Source organism: Pseudomonas sp. v388, assembly GCF_003935425.1.
GTDB lineage: Bacteria > Pseudomonadota > Gammaproteobacteria > Pseudomonadales > Pseudomonadaceae > Aquipseudomonas.
Genome location: NZ_RHQN01000012.1, coordinates 59,800 through 81,641, shown reverse-complemented (window position 1 = coordinate 81,641; position 21,842 = coordinate 59,800). Strand labels below are relative to the sequence as shown.

General features: G+C 58.7%; 19 protein-coding genes. 11 read left to right on the top strand and 8 right to left on the bottom strand.

What is annotated here, in order from left to right:
- Window positions 1–534: 534 nt before the first annotated feature.
- Window positions 535–2,205, top strand: coding sequence for a P-loop ATPase, Sll1717 family (locus EGJ27_RS23765; RefSeq protein ID WP_125833186.1), 1,671 nt, complete (start codon window positions 535–537; stop codon window positions 2,203–2,205).
- An 828-nt stretch (window positions 2,206–3,033) separates the two neighbouring features.
- Here the strand turns inward: EGJ27_RS23765 and EGJ27_RS23760 are convergent.
- Window positions 3,034–3,579, bottom strand: coding sequence for a GNAT family N-acetyltransferase (locus EGJ27_RS23760; protein ID WP_125833246.1), 546 nt, complete (start codon window positions 3,577–3,579; stop codon window positions 3,034–3,036).
- 182 nt (window positions 3,580–3,761) lie between these two features.
- Between EGJ27_RS23760 and EGJ27_RS23755 the strand changes: the two genes are divergently transcribed.
- On the top strand, window positions 3,762–4,238 hold the full coding sequence (locus EGJ27_RS23755) for a hypothetical protein (RefSeq protein ID WP_125833245.1): 477 nt from the start codon (window positions 3,762–3,764) through the stop codon (window positions 4,236–4,238).
- Between the two features lie 78 nt (window positions 4,239–4,316).
- Here EGJ27_RS23755 and EGJ27_RS23750 read toward each other — a convergent pair whose 3' ends face one another.
- The 4 genes from EGJ27_RS23750 to EGJ27_RS23735 form a co-directional block, all read right to left on the bottom strand.
- A complete protein-coding gene (locus EGJ27_RS23750) occupies window positions 4,317–5,597 on the bottom strand; it encodes an OprD family porin (protein WP_125833185.1) in 1,281 nt (426 codons plus the stop codon).
- A 230-nt stretch (window positions 5,598–5,827) separates the two neighbouring features.
- A complete protein-coding gene (locus EGJ27_RS23745; RefSeq protein ID WP_256672910.1) occupies window positions 5,828–5,992 on the bottom strand; it encodes a hypothetical protein in 165 nt (54 codons plus the stop codon).
- 240 nt (window positions 5,993–6,232) lie between these two features.
- The gene (gene aguA / locus EGJ27_RS23740) at window positions 6,233–7,348 is read right to left on the bottom strand and encodes an agmatine deiminase (RefSeq protein ID WP_125833183.1); all 1,116 of its coding nucleotides are present in this window, start codon (window positions 7,346–7,348) and stop codon (window positions 6,233–6,235) included.
- Window positions 7,349–7,623: 275 nt separating this feature from the next.
- The gene (locus EGJ27_RS23735) at window positions 7,624–10,536 is read right to left on the bottom strand and encodes an aminotransferase (RefSeq protein ID WP_125833182.1); all 2,913 of its coding nucleotides are present in this window, start codon (window positions 10,534–10,536) and stop codon (window positions 7,624–7,626) included.
- A 259-nt stretch (window positions 10,537–10,795) separates the two neighbouring features.
- Here EGJ27_RS23735 and rfbB point away from each other — a divergent pair, with 259 nt between their 5' ends.
- From rfbB to EGJ27_RS23705, 6 genes are all read left to right on the top strand, one after another.
- Window positions 10,796–11,878: a dTDP-glucose 4,6-dehydratase gene (gene rfbB, locus EGJ27_RS23730; protein WP_125833181.1), complete on the top strand. Its 1,083-nt coding sequence runs from the start codon at window positions 10,796–10,798 to the stop codon at window positions 11,876–11,878.
- Window positions 11,875–12,750 (top strand): glucose-1-phosphate thymidylyltransferase RfbA, encoded by an 876-nt coding sequence (gene rfbA, locus EGJ27_RS23725; RefSeq protein ID WP_125833180.1) that lies wholly within the window; start codon window positions 11,875–11,877, stop codon window positions 12,748–12,750. Before rfbB ends, rfbA begins: the two co-directional genes overlap by 4 nt.
- Window positions 12,747–13,292, top strand: coding sequence for a dTDP-4-dehydrorhamnose 3,5-epimerase (rfbC, locus tag EGJ27_RS23720; protein ID WP_125833179.1), 546 nt, complete (start codon window positions 12,747–12,749; stop codon window positions 13,290–13,292). The genes rfbA and rfbC overlap by 4 nt, the downstream gene beginning before the upstream one ends.
- Before the next feature lie 127 nt (window positions 13,293–13,419).
- A complete protein-coding gene (locus tag EGJ27_RS23715) occupies window positions 13,420–15,234 on the top strand; it encodes a cache domain-containing protein (RefSeq protein WP_125833178.1) in 1,815 nt (604 codons plus the stop codon).
- Entirely contained in the window at window positions 15,231–16,616 is a 1,386-nt protein-coding gene (locus tag EGJ27_RS23710; protein WP_125833177.1) for a sigma-54 dependent transcriptional regulator, read from the top strand. The genes EGJ27_RS23715 and EGJ27_RS23710 overlap by 4 nt, the downstream gene beginning before the upstream one ends.
- On the top strand, window positions 16,603–17,070 hold the full coding sequence (locus tag EGJ27_RS23705) for a YiiD C-terminal domain-containing protein (protein ID WP_125833176.1): 468 nt from the start codon (window positions 16,603–16,605) through the stop codon (window positions 17,068–17,070). The genes EGJ27_RS23710 and EGJ27_RS23705 overlap by 14 nt, the downstream gene beginning before the upstream one ends.
- A gap of 67 nt (window positions 17,071–17,137) precedes the next feature.
- Here EGJ27_RS23705 and cysQ read toward each other — a convergent pair whose 3' ends face one another.
- Complete coding sequence (cysQ, locus tag EGJ27_RS23700) at window positions 17,138–17,980, bottom strand: 3'(2'),5'-bisphosphate nucleotidase CysQ (protein WP_125833175.1); 843 nt, start codon at window positions 17,978–17,980, stop codon at window positions 17,138–17,140.
- Entirely contained in the window at window positions 17,977–18,543 is a 567-nt protein-coding gene (gene nudE, locus EGJ27_RS23695) for an ADP compounds hydrolase NudE (protein WP_125833174.1), read from the bottom strand. Before nudE ends, cysQ begins: the two co-directional genes overlap by 4 nt.
- Before the next feature lie 98 nt (window positions 18,544–18,641).
- On the opposite strand from nudE, the gene yrfG reads away from it, so the two are divergent.
- Window positions 18,642–19,304 (top strand): GMP/IMP nucleotidase, encoded by a 663-nt coding sequence (gene yrfG, locus EGJ27_RS23690; RefSeq protein WP_125833173.1) that lies wholly within the window; start codon window positions 18,642–18,644, stop codon window positions 19,302–19,304.
- Between the two features lie 114 nt (window positions 19,305–19,418).
- Here yrfG and lysM read toward each other — a convergent pair whose 3' ends face one another.
- A complete protein-coding gene (lysM, locus tag EGJ27_RS23685; RefSeq protein ID WP_125833172.1) occupies window positions 19,419–19,865 on the bottom strand; it encodes a peptidoglycan-binding protein LysM in 447 nt (148 codons plus the stop codon).
- Between the two features lie 153 nt (window positions 19,866–20,018).
- Between lysM and EGJ27_RS23680 the strand changes: the two genes are divergently transcribed.
- Window positions 20,019–20,900 (top strand): LysR family transcriptional regulator, encoded by an 882-nt coding sequence (locus EGJ27_RS23680; RefSeq protein WP_125833171.1) that lies wholly within the window; start codon window positions 20,019–20,021, stop codon window positions 20,898–20,900.
- Between the two features lie 103 nt (window positions 20,901–21,003).
- Window positions 21,004–21,840: a formate dehydrogenase accessory sulfurtransferase FdhD gene (gene fdhD, locus EGJ27_RS23675; RefSeq protein WP_125833170.1), complete on the top strand. Its 837-nt coding sequence runs from the start codon at window positions 21,004–21,006 to the stop codon at window positions 21,838–21,840.
- The last annotated feature ends 2 nt before the right edge of the window (window positions 21,841–21,842 follow it).

Sequence of the window (21,842 nt, the reverse complement as noted above, 5' to 3'; positions counted from 1 at the left end):
TTACTGACGCTTCAGCGAACGTCTACTACGGGATCAGGTTGTGTGAAAATGTTTAAGAGTAAGTTTGAAAGTAAAAAACGGAACGAAAATTGCTCCTACGTAAATCTTAGGCCTGCTGACTAGCCAAACACCGACAGATTTTACGTAGCAACGCAAACTTCAAAACGGAGCATGTGTTTTCACACAGCCTAGGTCGTAGGCGCCCTGTCACGAATGAAAGGAGACGACCTGAAGCGAAAATTCAAAATGCAACGTCACACCTAAGTTCAGTCGCATGCATCTGCCTACTCGAAGAAATCTGGATCCTCTTCTGGGTTGATCCAGCAACGGCGCAGATGTAGCGATGCAAGCTCAACTACGTGTCGATTGACGCCGCCTTCAAGGGCTTTGCTTTATATGGAGGTCAAGGATTTCCTCTGCATTCAGCAAAAATAAATTAGTGCCCTTTCTGCTATTGCTCACTATAGAATGGCATCTGGCCAGTACAAAAATTAGTTTTCTTTAAAAAAATATCGTAATGCAAGGATTTAGGAATTGACTCCAGGAAAAGCCAAAGCAACACTTCCAGACCCATTTCCAATCGAAAAACTCCGTGAGTTAGACTTTGGTAGTAATGATGGGCATCGAGATGATCTCGCACAAGATATGTTCATCGTAACTTCAGCTGTTAAGAAGTTCTTTCTAAACAAACACTCTGTTATCGTTGGCGCCATCGGCACTGGGAAAAGTACACTTTTCAGACTATTGAAGAATCGTCACAAAGAAATTGATGCATTTAAAAATGACCTAATAATACCACTTGAAGAAGCGCTATCATTTTCCGAGCTGTCCGACTTCACCAAGGAATATTACATTGGAAAAGACGAGAGAACACTTTACCAGTTGCTCTGGAAGTTTAATATATTATCTAAGACTGCAATTGCAATATCGGGAATGCCAAATTTCCCTGAAAGCAAATCCGAGCAAACCATCAACAATTTCCTAAAAGAGTCATTAAGCACAGATGCTTATAGCAGCATCATCAGCAAAGTTAAGGACCTCATCTCGAACGCCAACATTAAATTTGAGGCCAATATTGCTGACCATCCGATTACGCTTGAGGCGGGCATCAAAAAACCAAGCACCAATAAAAAGAAAATCAATTTAGAGGAAGTACAAAGAGCTATTTCATCCGCAGTCAAAGAGCGAGGCTTTGACAAAGCCACAATAATTATCGACAAAATCGACAGATTTGTTGCTGGAATTGAGTACGCCATACAGAGAAACTTTCTTACTGCACTTCTCGAAGTAGACGATGACATGGCGTCTGACAGCCACTTAAACCTTAAAATTTTTATCCGTTACGACCTTTTTGAAAGATTGAATTTTTCAAACCTTGGCTATGACAAGGTCGTTGACAACGCGGTAATACTTCGATGGAGCAAAGACGAAACTTTACGTTTTCTTGCGACTAGAATTTGCATGGCTTTACACAACGCTCAAATAGCAAACTTCCACAACATGATTTTAGCTACCGACTTGAGCGAGTATGGACTATCTTTCAGGGAACGCTTCTTACTTAATCCAAAGATACCTAAAATACTAAAAAAAGTAGTCAGTAAGAAACAAAAGGTTGAGCGTGATCAAAACCTATTTGGAAAATTCGATAAGTCTTTCATAACCAAGGTCTTTCCAAGAAAAGCGATTCATTACTGCGCAAGTAGTCAGCAGACAGAAGAGATTGGAATATTTGAATTTCTTGGCGGTCATTTTATTGATGGCAACTCGGTTTGCACTCCTAGGTACATGCTTATATTTTTGAAAGAGGTTGTGAACAACGTATCCTCTTATTACGAAGAAAACCCAGACCAAATATCCGAACTAGTACTAGTTGACAAAGACTATGAATGGGATCTTTTCAAAAAGAAATGCGTATACACAGCATATATTGATGCCAAAGATATATACGTCAAAAACATCGGCACAGTAGACGAGAAGTGGGCCAAGCAATTTAGTAACTTCACATCAAAGAAAGGCAATAAAACAAAATTTGATTTCAAATGGATCAGAGCAAATTTATCAGATGTTTCCGAACAAGACTCGGTAGATTTTTTATCTTTCTTACAAGTGATAGGATATTTGAAAATATCCGAGCATCACTCAGACATAAAAAAGCGGGGTTACGAGCTTCCTATTTTATATAAAACCGCTCCAAATCATAGCTAACCAACGCACAACCTATAGTTATGAAGGAATAAAACTTCATAACTCATAAATAAGTGACGATTACCGTCGCGTTGGGGGAGGAACTGCAGGTCCAGGCCGACTCCTGCCTGTCAACTATGATGCTGGCTACGTCCATCCTCACAAGAATTACCAATGCGTAAACCCCAGATTCGATTCCACTGAAGACCATAACTAGCTGATTTATTTATAGTTACTAGTTGGGGTACGCTAAATTTTCCACCGTATTCCAGATCTGCAGAAATCCTAGCCTCGTCCAAAGATACCGTTCGTCTGGTGCCGCACCATACGCAATACCGAAGAAGGCTCACCGAAAGGTGGGCCTTTTTTGTGCCCGCTTGTTTTGCGAGGGCACAAGGGCCCGCGATGGCGAGCCCACAAGACTCTCCCAGATGGACCCATCCAGACAATCGGTGAGCAGCGGCTCGAAGGAAGCGCAGCTCAGCCAAAAGCTGTGCAACTGCCTTAGCGACGCAAATCAAAAATCCAGCAGCTATTCTCTGAGACGACGTAGTAGCGTTGGGCTTCTATGGGTTGAATAAAGGGCGTCGCGCCCGGCACGGAGCATAAAATAGATTTTCTTGAAGCGCTCAATTCCCGTTCAGAAGCATGTGGGACAGATAAAGCGTGTCATTGCTGCACAACTCAGTCACCCCGACGATGATTTCGTAAGCTATCTTGCGTCGCGTATTTATGAGTGAATACCTTGAAAATGAAGATCGACCTTACATACCCATGAGTCCGAAATCAGTAACCGCCGTAATACGGCAGCTCGCCATCAGCCTGCCGTATACGTGGTAGCGACTCAGCTCACCTGCGCCCCACCCACTCCTCCCGTGTCATTTCCCAAACCTCCACCATCATCGTCCCGCCCACAAACTCTCCTTCCTGCGTGCCCAACAGCCGCATGCCCTCTTTCATCGAAATGCGTTTCGAGGCAATGTTTTGCGCGGCCTTGGGGACTTGCATCAGGGGTTGGCCCATGACTTCAAACCACTGTCGATTGATGACTACACAAGCTTCGCTCATGTAACCGTGGCCCTGCCAGTCGGGGTGCAGCCAGAAGCCGCGGTTGTTGCCGGGTTCGGTCATCAGGCTGATGTTGCCGATGATTTGCTCCGCTGCGCTTTTCAGGCGCAGGGTCCAGTGCCATTCGGTTCCGTTGGCGACGGCGGGCAGGGCGGCGTCACGGATGTGGCTCAACGCGCCGTCTTCCGGGTAGGGCCAGGGCACGCGATTGTTCAGAAAACGTACGATTTCCCAGGTAGGGAATAGCTTCTGCACAGCGGGTGCGTCTTCAAGGCTGAGCGGGACGAGCAGCAGGCGCTCGGTTTCCAGCTGTGGAACGTAAGTCATGCCGCTTTCCTTCCAGTGGAACGGGTACGACACGATGAACGATCTTGAGGCGCCGCGCATTAGGTCGAACCGCGCAATGTGCCGGAGGTCTATTTTTTATCTTTAGAAAGCGGGTAATCGCTGTGCCCAGAATCATCACCGACGAAACGCCTCAGCACGTCGTCGAAGAACAAAGCGTGAAGATGTTCGGCTCGCCCAAGGAGCGCCTGGACTTTTATCGGCGCGAGATTCACTACGAGACGACGAACCTGTCGAACCGCACCAACGCCTATCTTTCCGCGCAATCGTTTCTGGTGATCGCCTATGCGTCTTCCATGGCGAATGTGAACCCGGGTTGGGGCGTTTATTTCACGATGGTCGTGCCGGCAGTGCTGGCGTTGCTCGGTCTGATCTGCACGGTGGCTGCTTGGCCGGGAATTCGTGCAGCCTGCGACATCATCGAACATTGGCATCACAAGCAGAGCCAGCTGCTGCGCAGCGAGCCGGTGATCGGTCAGGCGTATGACGACTCGCCGTTGTTCAGTGATTGGGAGAACAGCGAGAAAGGCCCGAAGAAGTCGCTGTCGTTTTCGATTCGAACGCCGTGGGTTTTCAGCATTCTCTGGGTGTTTCTGGGCGGGTTCGCTGTGTTCGTGCAGATGCTCGCTCTGGATAACTGAGCAAGCCTTTGTCGTGCTGAAACGAAAATGCCCCGATCCGAAGACCGAGGCATTGGCTAGCGCTACACGCTTACGTCATTAGAAGACGTTGATCGGGTAGTCAACGAAGATGCGAGTCTCGTTGCCTTCGTTGTTGTAGTTGATGGCGTCGTTGTCGACACGCAGGAACGAGTTACGCAGACGGATAGAGAGATCCTTGGCCGGGCCGCTCTGTACGACATAAGTCAGCTGGCTGAAGATTTCGCGCTCTTCGCCGCGACCGCCGTCAGTGCCGTCATCGATGTTGTAACCGCGTACGTATGCCGTCTTGTAGCTCAGACCTGGCGTAACCAGCGTGGACAGGTCAACACCATAGGCGACCTGCCAGGAGCGCTCGTCCTTGCCGTTGAAGTCGGACCAGTACGAGTTGGCCAGGTAGATGGTGTTGCCGCCGTCGCCGAAACCACCGGCATTGCGGAAACCGCCGTAGTTGTAGCCGGTTTCGCCGGTGCTGCGCTGGTGAGCCAGGGTGAAGGAGTGAATGCCGACAGCCCAGGTCGCCGCAAGGCTCCAGATCTTGTTGTCACGAGCACCAGCGAAGTTGTCGTTGGCGAAGTCCTTGTCCAGCTTGGTCTTGTAGCCGTTGAAATCCAGAGTCAATGACTGGTCTTGCGGCAGCGCGAACACGTAGTTCAGGTTCACGTACTGCTTCTTGAGCACGTCTTCGTCGTCGGAGGCGTAGAACGCAGCGGTGAATTCGTCGGTGAACTTGTAGCTACCGCCGTAGACGTTGATGCTCTTAAGATCGCCGCTGTCATGGCCGGTGGCGCTTTTGCGGACCTGCTGAGTGAAACGACCGGCGACCAGCTCCAGACCTTCGATTTCATTCGAAGTGATCATGGTGCCGGTGTAGGTTTCCGGCAGCAGGCGCGAGTTGTCGTAGCTCAGCACGGGCAGCTGAGGCATCTGGTCGCCGTACTTGATCACGGTGTTGGAGATGCGAGCCTTGACCGCCGCGCCAACGCGAGCCAGGTCTTCGGCTGGGTCACCGCTGGAGTCACGCTTGAAGAAGTCGACGCCGCCGGCGCCGCTGCGCGAGCGATCGCTGTCCAGGTTCAGTGCGTAGAAGCCGAATGCGTCGACACCGACACCGACCGTGCCCTGGGTGAAGCCGGAGTTGAAGATACCCATGAAGGCCTGGCCCCATTCGCCACGGTCTTCATTGCCGTTCTTGTAATCACGGTTGATATAAGCGTTGCGGGTGTTGATAACCAGGCTGCTGTCTTCCACGAAGCCTTTCGAATCAACCTGGCCTGCGGCCATTGCCTGGCCAGCGCTGATGATGCCCAAAGCGAGCAGGCCCAAACGGTATTGACGCATCTTGTTTTCCTTTTCTGCGGATCGAACGCTGTGGCGACAGCCCTGGGGCTGCCCCGGGCTTCATCTCTGCTGAAGAACAGGAGCAGAAAAAGCCGCACGCAATCATCGCAGTGGTCTACTGATGCACGTACATGGCGTATTGCCACAGCCGGTGGGAGCCAAATGCTAGTCGCAAGGCTCGCGCGGTGTCAATCAAGGAAAACCGCGCCGTAGAGCGGTCGACTCCTGAGCTAATCGTCGAGCACGTTGACCAGTGCGTCGAGTTCCGCTTCGTTGAGCAAACCCGCCGGATAACGCCGCACCAGCATGGTGCGCGCATCGCGGCGCGGCTTGAGGGATCTGGTAGTCCTTAACCAATCCGCCAGGATCTGCCGAGCCTCGTTACTGGCAGACATACCACGGGCCCGATAATGGCCAATACCTGCGTTCATAGGGACAACCTCTTGGCTTCATGAGCGGCTAAATGTACCCACGCTGTATGACAGTCCAGCTAAAAAAATCACGATTTCAAGTTCTGCTGTCGGGTAGCCATCCCGGAAAATGCTACAGAGTGTTACCCATAAAAAAGCCCATCGGATGATGGGCTTAACACAGCAAGAACGGGACCATTGGCGGGTCCCGGTGCGAATATAGTTTTACGACGACGCCTTGATCGCTGCCGGCTGCTGCTGAGTCAGGCAGTGGATGTTTCCTCCCCCAAGAAGCAGCTCACGACCAGGGACCATCACCACCTCATGCTCGGGGAACAGACCCTGCAGGATTTCATGGGCCTTGGCGTCCATCGGGTCATCAAAACTCGGGGCGATGATGCCACCGTTGACGATCAGGAAATTCACGTAGGAACCGGCCAGACGCACCGAAGGGGTGCGTTCCTGACTTCCGTGCACCTGGTCGACACCGGCACATTCTTCCTCGGTTGCGAACAGCGGACCGGGGATCGGCATCTTGTGCACAATAAATTCACGGCCCTGCGCATCACGGGTGTTTTCGAAAATACTCAACGCCGCGTGGCAACGTGAGTAGTTGGGGTCTTTGGGATCATCGGTCCAGGCCAGCAACACTTCAGCCGGGCGGATGTAGCAGCAGAAGTTATCCACATGACCGTCGGTTTCATCGTTGAACAGGCCCTCCGGCAACCAGACAATCTTGTCGACCGCCAGGTTATCGCTCAGCACCTGCTCGATCTGCTCGCGGGTCATGTGCGGGTTACGGTTGCGGTTCAGCAGGCATTCTTCAGTGGTGATCAACGTGCCTTCGCCATCGACATGGATCGAGCCGCCTTCAAGCACGAAACCTTCGGTGACGTAACGCGGGCAGCGTTCGATTTCCAGGATTTTGCCGCCCAGCTGCGAGTCGAGGTTCCATGGTGCGTACAGGCCGCCATCGAAGCCGCCCCAGGCGTTGAACTCCCAGTTCACGCCGCGCACTTCGCCTTTGTCATTGATAACGAAGGTCGGGCCGCTGTCGCGTACCCAGGCGTCATTGCTGCTGATTTCAACGACGCGGATGTTGGGCATGTCGAGGCGCGACCGAGCGTTGTCGTACTGGCCGGCGGAGACCGCGACCGTCACGGGCTCAAACCTGGCGATGGCTTTGGCGACCGCAACGTGAGCGGCCTGCGCAGGCTTGCCGCCCAGGCGCCAGTTGTCAGGCCGCTCGGGCCAGACCATCCAGACCTGACTTTGCGGCGCCCATTCGGCCGGCATGTGGAAGCCATCGGCGCGTGGTGTGGTTTTGAGTGTTGTGGTCATGGGTAACGTGGACTCCGTGGACCGACGTGGATTGCAGGGCGACTTTATACCCGATAAAAATCTGCATATGAAAGACTAGCAACGCATTCAATAAAAAAAACTACGATATTCGCCGATATAAATCTGACTAATGATGCAGAAGCCGTAGGAGCGACCTTGGTCGCGAAGGGGCCAGGACAAATGTGAGTCATGCATCGCCTGGAAGGACGCCTTCGCGAGCGAGACGGATCGCCGCCCGCTCGCTCCTACAGTGCTCGGGGTTCAGCCGAACGTCTTCATTCCAATTCGCGTAACACCTTCGACACCATCGCCACGAAGAATTCAACGCTTTGCCGGGTGGTGCACATCGGCGGTTTGATCTTGAGGATGTTGAGGTAGTCGCCGGTAGGCTGCATGAAGATGCCCAGCTCACGCAGGCGGTCGCAAAGGATGGCGGTTTCTTGGGTAGCCGGTTCCAGGGTCTGGCGATCGCGGACGAATTCGACGCCCAGGTAAAAGCCCATGCCGTGAACCGCGCCCACCAGCGGATGCTGTTCAGCCAAACCTTGCAGCAACGTCTTGAAGTGATCGCCGACGCTGCGGGCGTTGTCCCACAGCCGTTCTTCTTCCATGACGTCCAGCACCGCCATGCCGATCCGGCAACTCACCGGGCTGCCGCCAGACGACGAGAAGAAATACCCTTCGGCCTCCAGCGCCTCGGCAATCTCGCGCCGAGTGATCACCGCGCCCAACGGATGCCCATTGCCCATGCCTTTGGCCATGGTGATGATGTCCGGCACTACACCCTGCTCCTCGAAGCCCCAGAAATAATGACCGAGCCGGCCGTAGCCCACCTGTACTTCATCGGCGATGCACACCCCGCCCTGCTCCCGAACTTTCTGATACACCTGTTGCAAATAACCAGGCGGCAAGGAAATCCCGCCGGCATTGCCATAGACCGGCTCACAGATGAACCCCGCCACCTGCCGCTGCTGTTCGGCCAACGCCGCCAACACCCGTTCGACACTCTGCACGTACTGCGGCCCGCTGTCGGCACCGCGAAACGGTCCTCGATATACGTTGGGCGCGGTCACCGGATGGACCCAGTCCGGCCGGGTGCTCAGCGCTTGCGGGTTGTCGGCGATAGAGGTGGAGATCGCATCGGTCGCCACCGACCAGCCGTGATACGCCTCCAGTACGCTCAGCACATCACGCCCGCCGCTGTAGGCCCAGGCCAGGCGAATCGCCAGGTCGTTGGCCTCGGTGCCGCTGTTGACCAGAAACACCCGGTCCATTCCATCCGGTGCCAGCTTGAGAAGTCGTTCGGAGAATTCGGCGATGGCGGCATAGTGAAACCGCGAATTGGTATTGAGCAGCGACCATTGCCGCGCCGCTTCATGGGCCATGCGCGGATGGCCATGGCCGAGCACTGCGACGTTATTGAGCATGTCGAGATACGAGCGGCCTTGCATGTCGATCAGATGATTGCGCCAGCCGCGCTCGATCTGTGGCGGCGCCTGGTAATAGTGTTTCTGCGACCGGGCGAAACTGGCGTCGCGCCGCGCCAGTAATGCGCCGGGATCAGCGAGCGGCGGCGCATCGCAATCCAGCCCCAGCAGCGTTGCCGGCGACGGGCACACGCGGCGCCAGACATCGGCCCAGGACGGCGTGGCGAACAGCGGCGGGCTGAGTTGCGGCGCGTTGCACAGCTGCACCAGCAGCGAACCGGCTACTTCGCCGATCAAGTCGCCTGCCGCCACCTGGCTGCCCGAGGCGCACTTGGACACCGCGCCCCACAAGCGCAGGCTTATTCCCTCGCCCGCCAGCAGCAGACAGCCATCGGCCGTGAGGCGCACGGTGCCTTGGAACGGCGCATGCACTGCGGTCGCAGGCGGCACATGCAGTTCGACGTGCAAGGCGCAGGTTTCCGGCTCCTTGGCGCTGTCGGGTATCGTGCGCGACAGTCGATACTCACCGAAACGGCTCGCCGCCCAGCCGCTGTCCTCGGCGGCCTGGCTGAGCAGATATTCGTCGATGCCGCTTTGCTCCCAGTTGCCGGCCGCGAAGTGTTCACTGAGCACGCCCAGATCGACCAGTGTCGGCGCCCGACCATTGAGGCCGGGTAACAGCGGGAAATAGATCGGCTGCTCGACAGGCTCCGGCTCGATCCCGACCGCCTGGAGAATCGCCGCCTGCATGAGGGGAATCGGCACCGAGGTTGCCACGTCGAAAATATTCCACTCGCCCGCCAGATTGGCCTGAATGTAGGCGTTCTCCGGTTCGACGCTGGCCTGCTGTTCGGCGCTGAGCACCAGCACCGCCGAGCGGGCGACGATCAGCGGCCACAGCGCTTGCAGCTCTTCTTTATGCAGCGGGTTGATCCGGTGATAGGCGCGGACCGCCGGCAGGACATACAACGGGTCGCCTTCGGCGTGGTGCAGCAGCGCGGCGCAGGTCACCGACAGATCGGCGATGCGCCAGGTGGTCAACAGATCGCCGAAATCGATCAACCCCTGAAGCTGCCATTTCATGCCGGCATCGCGCGCCCACATGACGTTGTGCTCGGTAATGTCCAGATGCACTGCCTGCACCGGCAGCGCCGGAATCAAGGGCAGCAGATGCCGCTGCGCCTGTTCGCCGGCTTCGAGCAGACAGGCGCGCTCATCGGCGTTTTCAATGACCGGTAACAGATGTTTGGTCAACGCAGCGGCATGGCGCGGGTCCCATTGCAGCACGCGTTCCAGGCCCGGATGCTCGAAGCGCGCCAGCGCTTGACCAACCTGTGCGCACAGCTCGCCCAGCCCGACCACCACTTCGTGGCTCAGATGCGGCACATGCGCCAGCGACTGGCCGTCGATGAATTCCAGCACGCGAACATGCACCGCTTCGCCATCCAGATTCAGCGACAGCAGCTGCTCGCCGCTGATCGAGCCGATGACGTGCGGGACGCGCACGCCGGCGTGGCTCGCCAGATGCTGCAATGCGGCGTGCTGGGCCTCGATCTCGAGGGTCGAGTAGTCCCCGTGGCAAACCTTGAGCACATAACGCCGCTCGCCGGTATCGAGCAGGAAGTTGCGGTCTTGCTGGCTGCCAAGCTCCTTCAAAACACCGCTCAGTCCGTAATGATGCCGCAGGACATTGCGGGCCTGGTCTTCGCCGATGTCAGGGCAAGGCAGGCTGGAGCGGCGAATAAGCGTGGCAAGCGGCATGTGCAACCTCAATCTGTGGTCAGGCAATCCGGCGAGGCCGGAGGCAGGTGATCTGGTCGCACAACTATAGGGTGGGTCGAGGCGAGCCACCAACCCTGACCAACCGGTGGAGTGACGGTTTTCCGGCAGCACGGCCACAGGCCATCAATATATTTCATCACCGACCGGTCATTCGTGGTCGATGCTGTCTGCGCGGGAGCCGTCGAAGCACAGGCTATGCTGCACAACGTCCAGGACCCATAAGGAAGATAACCAGCTCATGCGAATACTCGTCACCGGCGGCGCAGGCTTTATCGGCTCTGCATTGATCCGACACCTGATCCGGAACACCGAACATGAAGTCCTGAACTTCGACAAACTGACCTACGCCGGCAACCTGGAATCCCTGGCCGGTATCGCGACCGACACGCGCTACGAGTTCGTTCAGGCCGATATCTGCGATCAGCACGCGGTGAGCGAAGTTCTCCGGCGATTCGAGCCCCACGCCATCATGCATCTGGCAGCCGAGTCTCATGTCGATCGTTCCATCGACGGGCCTTCGGCGTTCATCCAGACTAACATCGTTGGCACCTATAGCCTGCTGGAAGCCGCGCGCAGCTACTGGACCAGACTGCCTGAGGCCGAGCGCCAGGCGTTTCGCTTCCACCATATTTCCACCGACGAGGTGTACGGCGACCTGCATGGCGTCGACGACCTGTTCACCGAAACCACGCCCTACGCACCTAGTTCGCCCTACTCCGCGAGCAAGGCGGCGTCTGACCATCTGGTGCGCGCCTGGCATCGCACTTACGGGCTGCCGGTGATCGTCACCAATTGCTCCAACAATTACGGGCCGTTTCATTTCCCGGAAAAGCTCATCCCGCTGATCATTCTCAACGCGCTGGCGGGCAAGCCTTTGCCGGTTTATGGCGACGGCCTGCAAGTGCGCGACTGGCTGTTCGTCGAGGATCACGCCCGGGCGTTGCTCAAGGTGGTGACTGAAGGCGAAGTGGGCCAGACCTACAACATCGGCGGCCACAACGAGCAGAAAAATATCGATGTGGTACGTGGCATCTGCGCGCTGCTGGAAGAACTGGCGCCGCAGCGCCCTGCCGGCGTGGAACGTTTCAGCGACCTGATCACCTACGTGGTCGACCGCCCCGGCCACGATCAGCGGTATGCGATCGATGCCGGCAAGATAGAAAAAGAGTTGGGCTGGAAACCCGAAGAGACGTTCGAGTCGGGACTGCGCAAGACCGTGACCTGGTATCTGGAAAATCTGGACTGGTGCCGCAGGGTCCAGGATGGCAGTTACCAAGGCGAACGACTGGGTTTCACTGACCACAAGGATCTGATTGCATGACCAAGGGCATCGTACTCGCCGGAGGCTCCGGCACACGCCTGCACCCCATTACCCTGGGTATTTCCAAACAACTGCTGCCGGTTTACGACAAACCGATGATCTATTACCCGATTTCGGTGCTGATGCTGGCCGGCATCCGCGAGATCATGATCATCTCCACACCCCACGACCTGCCGCAATACCGCAACCTGCTGGGCGATGGCAGCCAGTTCGGCGTGCAATTCCATTATGCCGAGCAACCCCGGCCGGACGGCCTGGCACAGGCGTTTCTGATCGGCGAGGAGTTCATCGGCGACGACTCCGTGTGCCTGATCCTGGGCGACAACATCTTTCACGGCCAGCACTTCAGCGAACAGCTGCACAAGGCCGCCGCGCAGACCGAAGGCGCCACGGTGTTCGGCTATTGGGTCAAGGACCCGGACCGCTTCGGCGTGATCGATTTCGACGAGCATGGCAAAGCGCTGTCCATCGAGGAAAAGCCCAAGGCGCCCAAGTCCAGCTATGCGGTAACCGGCCTGTATTTCTACGACAACGAAGTGATCCGCATCGCCAAGGACGTCAAGCCCTCGCCCCGTGGCGAGCTGGAAATCACCGATGTGAACAACGCTTACCTGCGGCGCGGCAACCTGCGAGTGGAGCGCTTCGGCCGCGGCTTCGCCTGGCTCGACACCGGCACCCACGACAGCCTGCTCGACGCGTCGGCCTACGTGCAGACCATCGAACACCGCCAAGGGCTCAAGGTCGCGTGTCTCGAAGAAATCGCCTACCAGAACGGCTGGATCGACGAGGCGCTGTTGCTCAGGCACGCCGATTACTTCGGCAAAACCGGCTATGGTCAGTATCTGTTCAAACTGGCAGGGGAATCGAAGTGAACGTGATTGTCACAGAGTTGCCCGAAGTCCTGATTCTCGAACCCAAGGTGTTCGGCGATGAGCGGGGCTTCTTCTATGAAAGTTTCAATGCCCAGAGCTTCAAGGACGGCACGGGCCTGACGCCGCATTTCGTGCAGGACAACCACTCGCGCTCGCAACGGGGTGTGCTGCGCGGGCTGCACTACCAGATCGAAAACGCCCAGGGCAAGCTGGTGCGGGTCACCGCCGGCGAAGTGCTGGATGTCGCGGTGGACATTCGCCGCAGCTCCCTGACGTTCGGCCAGTGGGTCGGCGTAAAGCTGTCGGCTGACAACTTCCGCCAGCTGTGGATTCCGCCGGGCTTTGCCCACGGCTTCGTGGTGCTCAGTGAATATGCCGAGTTTCTGTACAAGACCACTGATTACTACAGGCCTGCCGCCGAGCGCTGCATTCGTTGGGACGACCCGGATCTGGCTATCGATTGGGAGCTGGCCGGCGAGCCGAACCTGTCTGCCAAAGACCGGCAAGGCAAAAGCCTGCGAGAGGCCGATCTGTTCGGCTGACGGCCGGCGCAGCCAGCGGCGCACATTGCCGGAGTGCCTGCCGGGGTGGCGGCAGGCATAATGGGCGCTCGATAGCCGGGCAGATCGCCGTCCGGTTGCATGATGAATTTCGGCCGGCCACCCGCACATGACCATGACGTCCCATGTTCCACATCGCCCGCGCTGGCGCAGCCTTGCGCTGGTCGCGCTCTGCCTGGCGCCGTTGCTTTGGCCGCTGGAACATCTGGCCGAACGCTATTACCGCGGCGTGCTGACCAACCAGAATCGCCAGACCCTGGACCTTTACGTCGCCAACCTGCTGGGCACGTTGCACCGCTACGAAACGCTGCCGCAGATCCTCGGCGACCTGCCTGCGCTGCGCGCCGCGCTGGCTGCGCCTCAGGACAAGGCGACCGCCGAGAACGCCAACCGCCTGCTGCGCGATATTACCCGCCAGACCGGCGCAGACGTGATGTACCTGATGGACAGCTCCGGCATGACCCTGGCGGCCTCCAATTCGGACCAGAAAGACAGTTTCGTCGGGCGCAACTTCTCGTTCAGGCCGTACTTTTTCGATGCACTGGCCGGCAAGCTGGGGCGCTTTTTTGGCCTGGGCACCACGTCGGTCAAGCGCGGCTACTTTTTCGCCGCCCCTGTACGCGACAACGGCCGGGTCGTGGGCGTGCTGGTGGTCAAGGTCGACCTGGACCACACCGAAACCCTGTGGGGCAAGACGCCCGAGCAACTGCTGCTGACCGACCAGAACGGCGTGGTCATCCTGACTTCCAACCCCGATTGGCGCTTTCGTGCGACCCGCGAGCTGAGCGAAGACGAAAAGAAAGCCATTGTCGCCATCCAGCCCTACCCGACCCGCGACCCGCGCCCGCTGCAACTGGATGAAAAAGCCTGGCTGACCCAAAGCCAGGCCATCGAAGAAACCAGCTGGAACGTGAACATTCTGGCGCCTCGTGCGCTGCTGGACCGGCAAGTTCGCACGGTGGTGGCCATCGGTGGCGCGGCGTTACTGGTCTTGATGCTGTTGCTCAGCCTGATGATGCAGCGCCGTCGCCATTATCTGGATCGCATCGCCTTCGAGGCCAAGGCCCGGCGCGAGCTGGAAGTACGCGTTGTCGAGCGCACCAGCGACCTGGAAGGTCTCAACAGCCGTTTGCGTCAGGAAGTGCTGGAGCGCGAGCAGGCGCAACAGGAACTGGTCCGCGCCCAGGACGAACTGGTTCAGGCCGGCAAGCTGTCGGCACTGGGCACCATGTCGGCCAGCATCAGTCATGAACTCAATCAGCCATTGGCGGCCATCCGCAGCTACGCTGAAAACGCCGAAGTGTTGCTCGACCATCAACGCACCGAGGACGCACGCGGCAACCTCAAGTTGATCAGCGAACTGACCGGGCGCATGGCGTCGATCATCGCCCACTTGCGCGCCTTCGCCCGTCGCGACCGGCACGCACCGGAAAGCGTGGCATTGCAACCGGCGCTGGACGATGCGCTGGCGCTGCTGGCCAAACGCCGACGGGCAATGGAAGTCGAGCTGATTCGTGACCTGCCGGCCGCCACCTTGTGGGTTCAGGCCGGGGAAACCCGCTTGCGCCAGGTGCTGGGCAATGTGCTGGCCAACGCCCTGGATGCGCTGACCGAGAAAGGTCCGCCGCGCAGGCTGTGGATAAGTGCCGAGCCAACCAGCGAAGGCGTCAACCTCTACATTCGCGATAACGGCCCCGGTTTTTCCCAGGAAGCACTGGCCCGCGCCCGTGAGCCGTTCTTCACCACCAAGACCCGCACTCAGGGCCTGGGGTTGGGGCTGGCGATCTGCGATACGCTGATGCGGGCGCTGGACGGCGAATTGCTGTTCGCCAACCACGCCAGCGGCGGCGCAGTGCTTACGCTGCGCATGCGGGCCGGAGCGTCCGGCGCCAATCTTCAACCGCCAGAGGATCTTTCAGCATGAGTTCGGATACCGCCATCGACAGCCAGATACAAGTGGTGCTGATCGACGACGACTCGCACCTGCGCCAGGCCTTGAGTCAGACGCTGGACCTGGCCGGCCTCAAAGTCATGACCCTGGCCGAGGCCAACGGCCTGGCCGGGCGTATCGGCCGCGACTGGCCGGGTGTGGTGGTCAGCGACATCCGCATGCCGGGCATGGATGGCCTGGAGCTGCTCAGCCACTTGCATGGGCAAGACCCGGAACTGCCGGTTTTGCTGATTACCGGCCACGGCGACGTGCCGCTGGCGGTGCAAGCAATGCGCGCCGGAGCCTATGACTTCCTGGAAAAACCCTTCGCCAGCGATTCGTTGCTCGACAGCGTGCGCCGAGCGTTGGCGCTGCGCCGCCTGGTGCTGGATAACCGCAGCCTGCGGCTCGCGCTGAGTGATCGCCAGCAATTGAGCACGCGTCTGGTCGGCCAGTCGCAACCGATGCTGCGCCTGCGCGAACAGATCGGCGCGCTGGCCGGAACCCGCGCCGATGTGTTGATTCTCGGCGAGACCGGCGCCGGCAAGGAAGTAGTGGCCCGCGCGCTGCACGACTTGTCGAACCGCCGCAACGGGCCGTTCGTGGCGATCAATGCCGGGGCGCTGGCCGAGTCGGTGGTGGAGAGCGAACTGTTCGGGCACGAGCCGGGCGCGTTCACCGGCGCGCAGAAGCGCCGGATCGGCAAGTTCGAATTCGCCAACGGCGGCACGCTGTTTCTCGACGAGATCGAGAGCATGAGCATGGACGTGCAGGTCAAGCTGCTGCGCTTGTTGCAGGAGCGGGTCGTGGAGCGGATGGGTAGCAATCAACAGATTCCGCTGGATATCCGCATCATCGCCGCCACCAAGGAAGACCTGCGTCAGGCGGCGGATCAAGGCCGATTCCGTGCCGACCTTTATTACCGCCTGAATGTAGCGTCGCTGCGCATTCCGCCGCTGCGTGAGCGCGGTGATGACGCGCTGATGCTGTTCGAACACTACGCCGACGCGGCGAGCACGCGCCACGGCATTCCCAAGCATGAACTCAAGCCGGGCCAGCGCGCCCTGTTGCTGCGGCACAACTGGCCGGGCAATGTGCGCGAGCTGCAAAACGCCGCCGAGCGTTTTGCCCTTGGCCTGGAGCTGGAACTGGAAGGCAGCGACGCACAGGAAGTACCGCCTGCAAGCGGAGGCTTGAGCGATCAGGTCGAAAGCTTCGAACGGGCATTGATTGCCGCCGAGCTGGCGCGGCCGCACAGTTCGGTACGCAGCCTGGCCGAAGCGCTGGGCCTGCCGCGCAAGACGCTGCATGACAAATTGCGCAAACATGGCCTGAGCTTTGGCGACAGCAACGGAGCCGCCGATGAGCAAGAATGAATCAGCCCAGGCGCAGGCGCTTGAACAGGTCCTGCACCGTGACATTCCGCTGACCCGCGAGATGGGTGTGCGCGTCATCGACTGGCAACAGCACCGGCTGCGCCTGCACTTGCCGCTGGCACCCAACGTCAATCACAAGAGCACGCTGTTTGGCGGCAGCCTGTATTGCGGCGCGGTGCTGGCGGGTTGGGGCTGGTTGCATCTGCGCTTGCGCGAAGCGGGAATCGAGGATGGGCATATCGTGATTCAGGACGGCCAGATCAGCTATCCATTGCCGGTTCGCGGCGACGCCATCGCCTTGTGCGACGCACCCGACGCCGCGCAATGGAACAAATTCATCACCACCTACCAACGCCGAGGCCGCGCGCGCCTGATCCTGCAGACCCGCATCACCGCGCAGGACAGCGATGCAGACGCCGTGCGCTTCACCGGGCAGTTTGTGTTGCACAAGTGATGCGTCGTTTTGCTGCCGCTGCGCGCACTGAAACTGTAGAAGGGGTCCCACCATTCCTGCGCAGGATTCAGGGCTGCGCCAGCGCCAGCAGCTTATCGCGCCACGGGGCTTCGGCGGGCATGGCCAGGAAGAACGGGTTGAGCAGCGACTCCCGGGCCGGATAGCTGAACGGCTGGCCATCGAGTTGCAACACCGCGCCACCAGCACCTTCGAGCACGCCTTGGGCGGCAGCGGTGTCCCATTGGGATGTCGGCGCCAGGCGTGGGTAGCAATCGGCATTGCCTTCGGCCAGCAGGCAGAACTTCAACGAACTGCCGACGTTGGTCAGTTGCAAAGGCCCCAAGCCTGCGCTCAGGCCGGCCAGCAAGTGCTCTTGCTCAGGACTTGAATGGCGACGGCTGGCGACCACGGTAAACGCCTGCCCTGGCGCCCGCTCGTTACGCACAGCGATGGGCGTGGCTTGCAGACCTTCATCACTGCGCCACGCACCCAGACCGGCACCGCCGAACCAGCAACGGTTGTCGGTCGGCGTGCAGACCACGCCGAACACCACGCGGCCACGCTCGATCAGTGCCACGTTGACGGTGAACTCCTCACTGCCGCAGATGAATTCCTTGGTGCCGTCCAGCGGGTCCACCAGCCACCAGCGCTCCCAACGGGCACGCTCGACGAATGGAATGTCGGCGTCTTCTTCGGACAACACATGAATGGTCGGATCAAGGGCTTGCAGACCTTCAGCCAGAACCTGATGTGCGGCCAGGTCGGCAGCGGTCACCGGCGAGTCGTCGGCCTTGGCGGTGACGGTAACGTTGGCGCGCCAGAACGGCAGGGTCAGCTCACCCGCCAGACGGGCCAGTTCGATGACGGGCGCAAGCAGCGGGTGTGGCAGATCACAGGATAGATCGGTCATGGCTGGAAGAGTCCACGTTGGGTCAGTAGATCGCGAGTCAGGTACAACGCAGCGAGGGCGCGACCTTCGGTGAATTGGGCATTCTGCGCCAGGCTGGCCAGCTCCCGCAGGTTGATGCGGTCGACCCGGATCGCTTCGGGCTCATCGCCTTCCAGTCGTTCTTCGTACAGATCGGTAGCCAGCACCACCTGGATTTTCTGGCTCATATAGCCCGGCGACAGCGACAGCTCGGTCAAGTGTTCCAGCACGCGGGCGCCGTAGCCGGCTTCTTCCTTGAGTTCGCGGTTGGCGGCGGCCAGCACGTCCTCGCCAGGTTCGACAAGCCCCTTGGGCAAGGACAGTTCATACTCGTCGGTGCCGCCGCAGTACTCTTCGATCAGAATTGCGTTCTCGGCATCAAGCATGGCGACGATCATCACCGCGCCGTAGCCCGAACCACGTCCCACCAGCCGCTCGTAAGTACGCTCGACCCCATTGGCGAATCGCAGCTGCAGCTCTTCGACGCGAAACAGGCGGCTGCTGGCGACAATCTCACGGGCGAGTACGGTAGGTTTCTGGCGCATGAAGGGCTCCTTTGCATGGACGGGTTACTATACCGTGGCTTTTCCGATTGTCTGTGTCGGATATGCTTACATCAGCCATCAACCCTGAAGAGGCCAGAATGCTTCCCACGCCCTGGAGCGACATCGACACCGTCTTGCTGGATATGGACGGCACGCTGCTCGATCTGCATTTCGACGAACATTTCTGGATGCAGCATCTGCCGCAACGCTATGCCGACCTGCACGGCATCAGCTTTGCGATGGCCTGGCTGGAAATCAAACCCCTGTTCGAGAACAACGCCGGCACGCTCAACTGGTACTGTCTGGATTTCTGGAGCACCGAGTTGAAGCTGTCGATTCGCGAGCTGAAACAGGAAATCGCCCACCTGATCGCCCTGCGCCCTGACGCCGAGACATTTCTGGCCGCCATCAAGCAGGCCGGCAAGCGGGTGATCATGATCACCAATGCGCACCGGGATTCGTTGAGTCTGAAAATGGAGCGGATCGAATTGTCGCCGTACTTCGAGAGGCTGATCAGCTCCCACGACTACGGGTTTCCCAAGGAGAACCAGCAGTTCTGGGATGCCTTGCAGGCAGACACCCATTTCGATCCGGCGCGCAGCCTGTTCATCGATGACACCTTGCCGGTGCTGCGCAGCGCCCACACGTTCGGCGTCGCCCACCTGCTTGCGGTGAGCCAGCCCAACAGCCAGAAAGGGCCGAAAGACACCGAAGAGTTTGCGGCGCTGGTGGATTATCGGGAACTGATCAGAGGACTGTGATGCTGGTAGGAGCGCGCTTGTCCGCGACAAGTGCTATCAGGCGATACGGCCGCGTGATCCAGGCTGGCCCCTTCGCAACCAAGGTCGCTCCTACAGCATGTGGATCTGCGAGGCTTACTCCGGAATCCGCAACGTCTGGCCCGGATAGATTTTGTTCACATCCTTGAGCATGGGTTTGTTGGCGTCGAAGATTTTCTGGTACTTGTTCGGGTCACCATAAACGCGTTTGGAAATTGCGCTCAAGGTATCGCCTTTCTCCACAGTGACGAATTTGGCTGCAGTGGTGGTCGGCGCGCTGGCAGCAATGGTCATCTGGTCGTCGACTTTTTCCACACCTTCGATATTGCCGAGCGTCACCAGGATCTTTTCCTTCTCTTCCTGGCTGGCGACTTCACCTGTCACGGTAACGGTCTCGTTCTCGACTTTGATCTGCACATTGGGGTTGCCCAGTCCGACGTCAGAGATGTGCTTTTTCAGGACTTCGTCGGCGTTGGCGTTGCCCGGCGTCAGCGCGTCGAGGATCTTTTCACCGGCTTCTTTCAGGAAACTGAACACACTCATTACTCGTCCTCCAATAGATTGAATTTCCGTACCCGCCGCGATAACCATAGTCTTCGAGGCAGGTGGGATTTGGACTTCCGACCAACGTTGTCCGTTCATCCTTTCTGCCGAGGGGGTAGAATCGGCCGCTTGCATCGCACCTTCGGAGTGAAGATGGACATCAAACAACTAAAATTTCTGATCGCCCTCGACGAAACCCGACACTTCGGCCAGGCCGCCGCGCGCTGCAATATCACCCAGCCGACGTTATCCATGCGCTTGCGCAATCTGGAGGAAGAACTCGGCCTGCCGCTGGTCAACCGCGGCCAGCGCTTCGAAGGTTTTACCGCGCCGGGCGAACGGGTGCTGGCCTGGGCGCGCACGGTACTGGCGGCTTATGACGGGTTGCAGGCCGAAGCCGCTGCCTGCCGCGGGCATCTGGTCGGTACGCTGCGGCTTGGCGTGGTGCCGCTGTCGAGCTTCGATCCGCTGCTGCTGTTGAAGCCTCTGCATCGGCTGCACCCCAACCTGCGCTTCGAGCTGTCGTCGCTCAGCTCCGAACACGTGCTGGAACACTTGGCGAGCAACCGGATCGATCTGGGCGTGTCGTTCCTGGAACGGCTGGACAGTGAACGCTTCGACTCGATGCCGCTGAGCGAAACCAACATGGGCCTGCTGTACGATCAGCGTTACTTCAGCTTTGGCGAGCAGCCGTTGACCTGGGCCGAACTGATCGAGCTGCCACTGGGCATGCTGACCAGCGGCATGCATTTCCGCCAATCCATCGACCACAACTTCCATAGCCGTGGCCTGCAACCGCAACCGGTGCTGCAAACCGATGCCGTTCATCAGATGCTGCAGGCGGTGCATGGCGGTTTTTGTTGCGCGATCATGCCGCTGGACGGCGGACTGGAAACACTGACCGAGCATTTGCGCCTGCATCCGATCGCCGAAGCCCGCACGCTGGCGCCTCTGGGGTTGATCATGCGCCGCAGTGCGCCACGCTCGGCACTGGCCGAAGCCTGCTTTGCCCTGCTGGCAGAAATGCCGCGCTGAAACATTGATCGACGTCATCTATCGGCGCATCAGAACTAGCGATTAGACGATATCGGACAAGAGGCCTAGGCTTAGGGCCACTAATCTGCCGGTATCTGAGCCCATGCACGTCAAGCGCACGGACGTCACGGCGCCCGCCACCGGGACCGTGCCCGAAGCAAGCAAGACCTACTCTTATTCGAACCTCCAAGGGGACGAGTCGGTAGACGCCGCGCTTGCCGAAGAGGTCGCGCTGGCCATTGCCTACAACGGCATCAGCCAGGCGGTCATGCTGGTCAGCCCGACCGATCTGGAAGACTTCATCGTCGGCTTCAGCCTGGGCAGCGGCATTATCGAATCCCCCGACGATATCTACGATTTCAAGCTCAGCGGTTGCGGCTCGGCCATGCAGGCTGAAGTCGAAATCGCCAGCCGCGCCTTCTGGAACCTCAAGCAGCAACGCCGCCAACTGGCCGGCACCAGCGGCTGTGGACTGTGCGGCGTGGAAGCAGTCGAGCAGGCATTGCCCGAGCTTGACGTGTTACCCGGCGCGCCTTTGCCGCCTGTCGAGTGGCTGGACGGCCTCAGGCAGCGGATCGGCGAATTCCAACCTCTAGGGCGCCACTGCGGCGCTGTGCATGCCGCAATCTTCATGGACAGCCACGGGCAATTGCTGCTGGGCCGTGAAGACATTGGGCGCCACAACGCCCTCGACAAACTGATCGGCGCGCTGATCCGTCAGGGCATCGCGCTGCAAGGCGGCGTTGCTGTCGTGACCAGCCGCTGCAGCCTGGAGCTGATCCAGAAAGTCCTGCGCGCCGGTATCCAGACGCTGGTCAGCCTGTCGTCGCCCACCGGCCTGGCCCTGCAATGGGCACGCCGTCATAACCTAAATTTAATTCACCTGCCGCAGCACAGTGCGCCGCGGGTTTATAGCCCTGCTATGGAGATTCAACCGTGAGC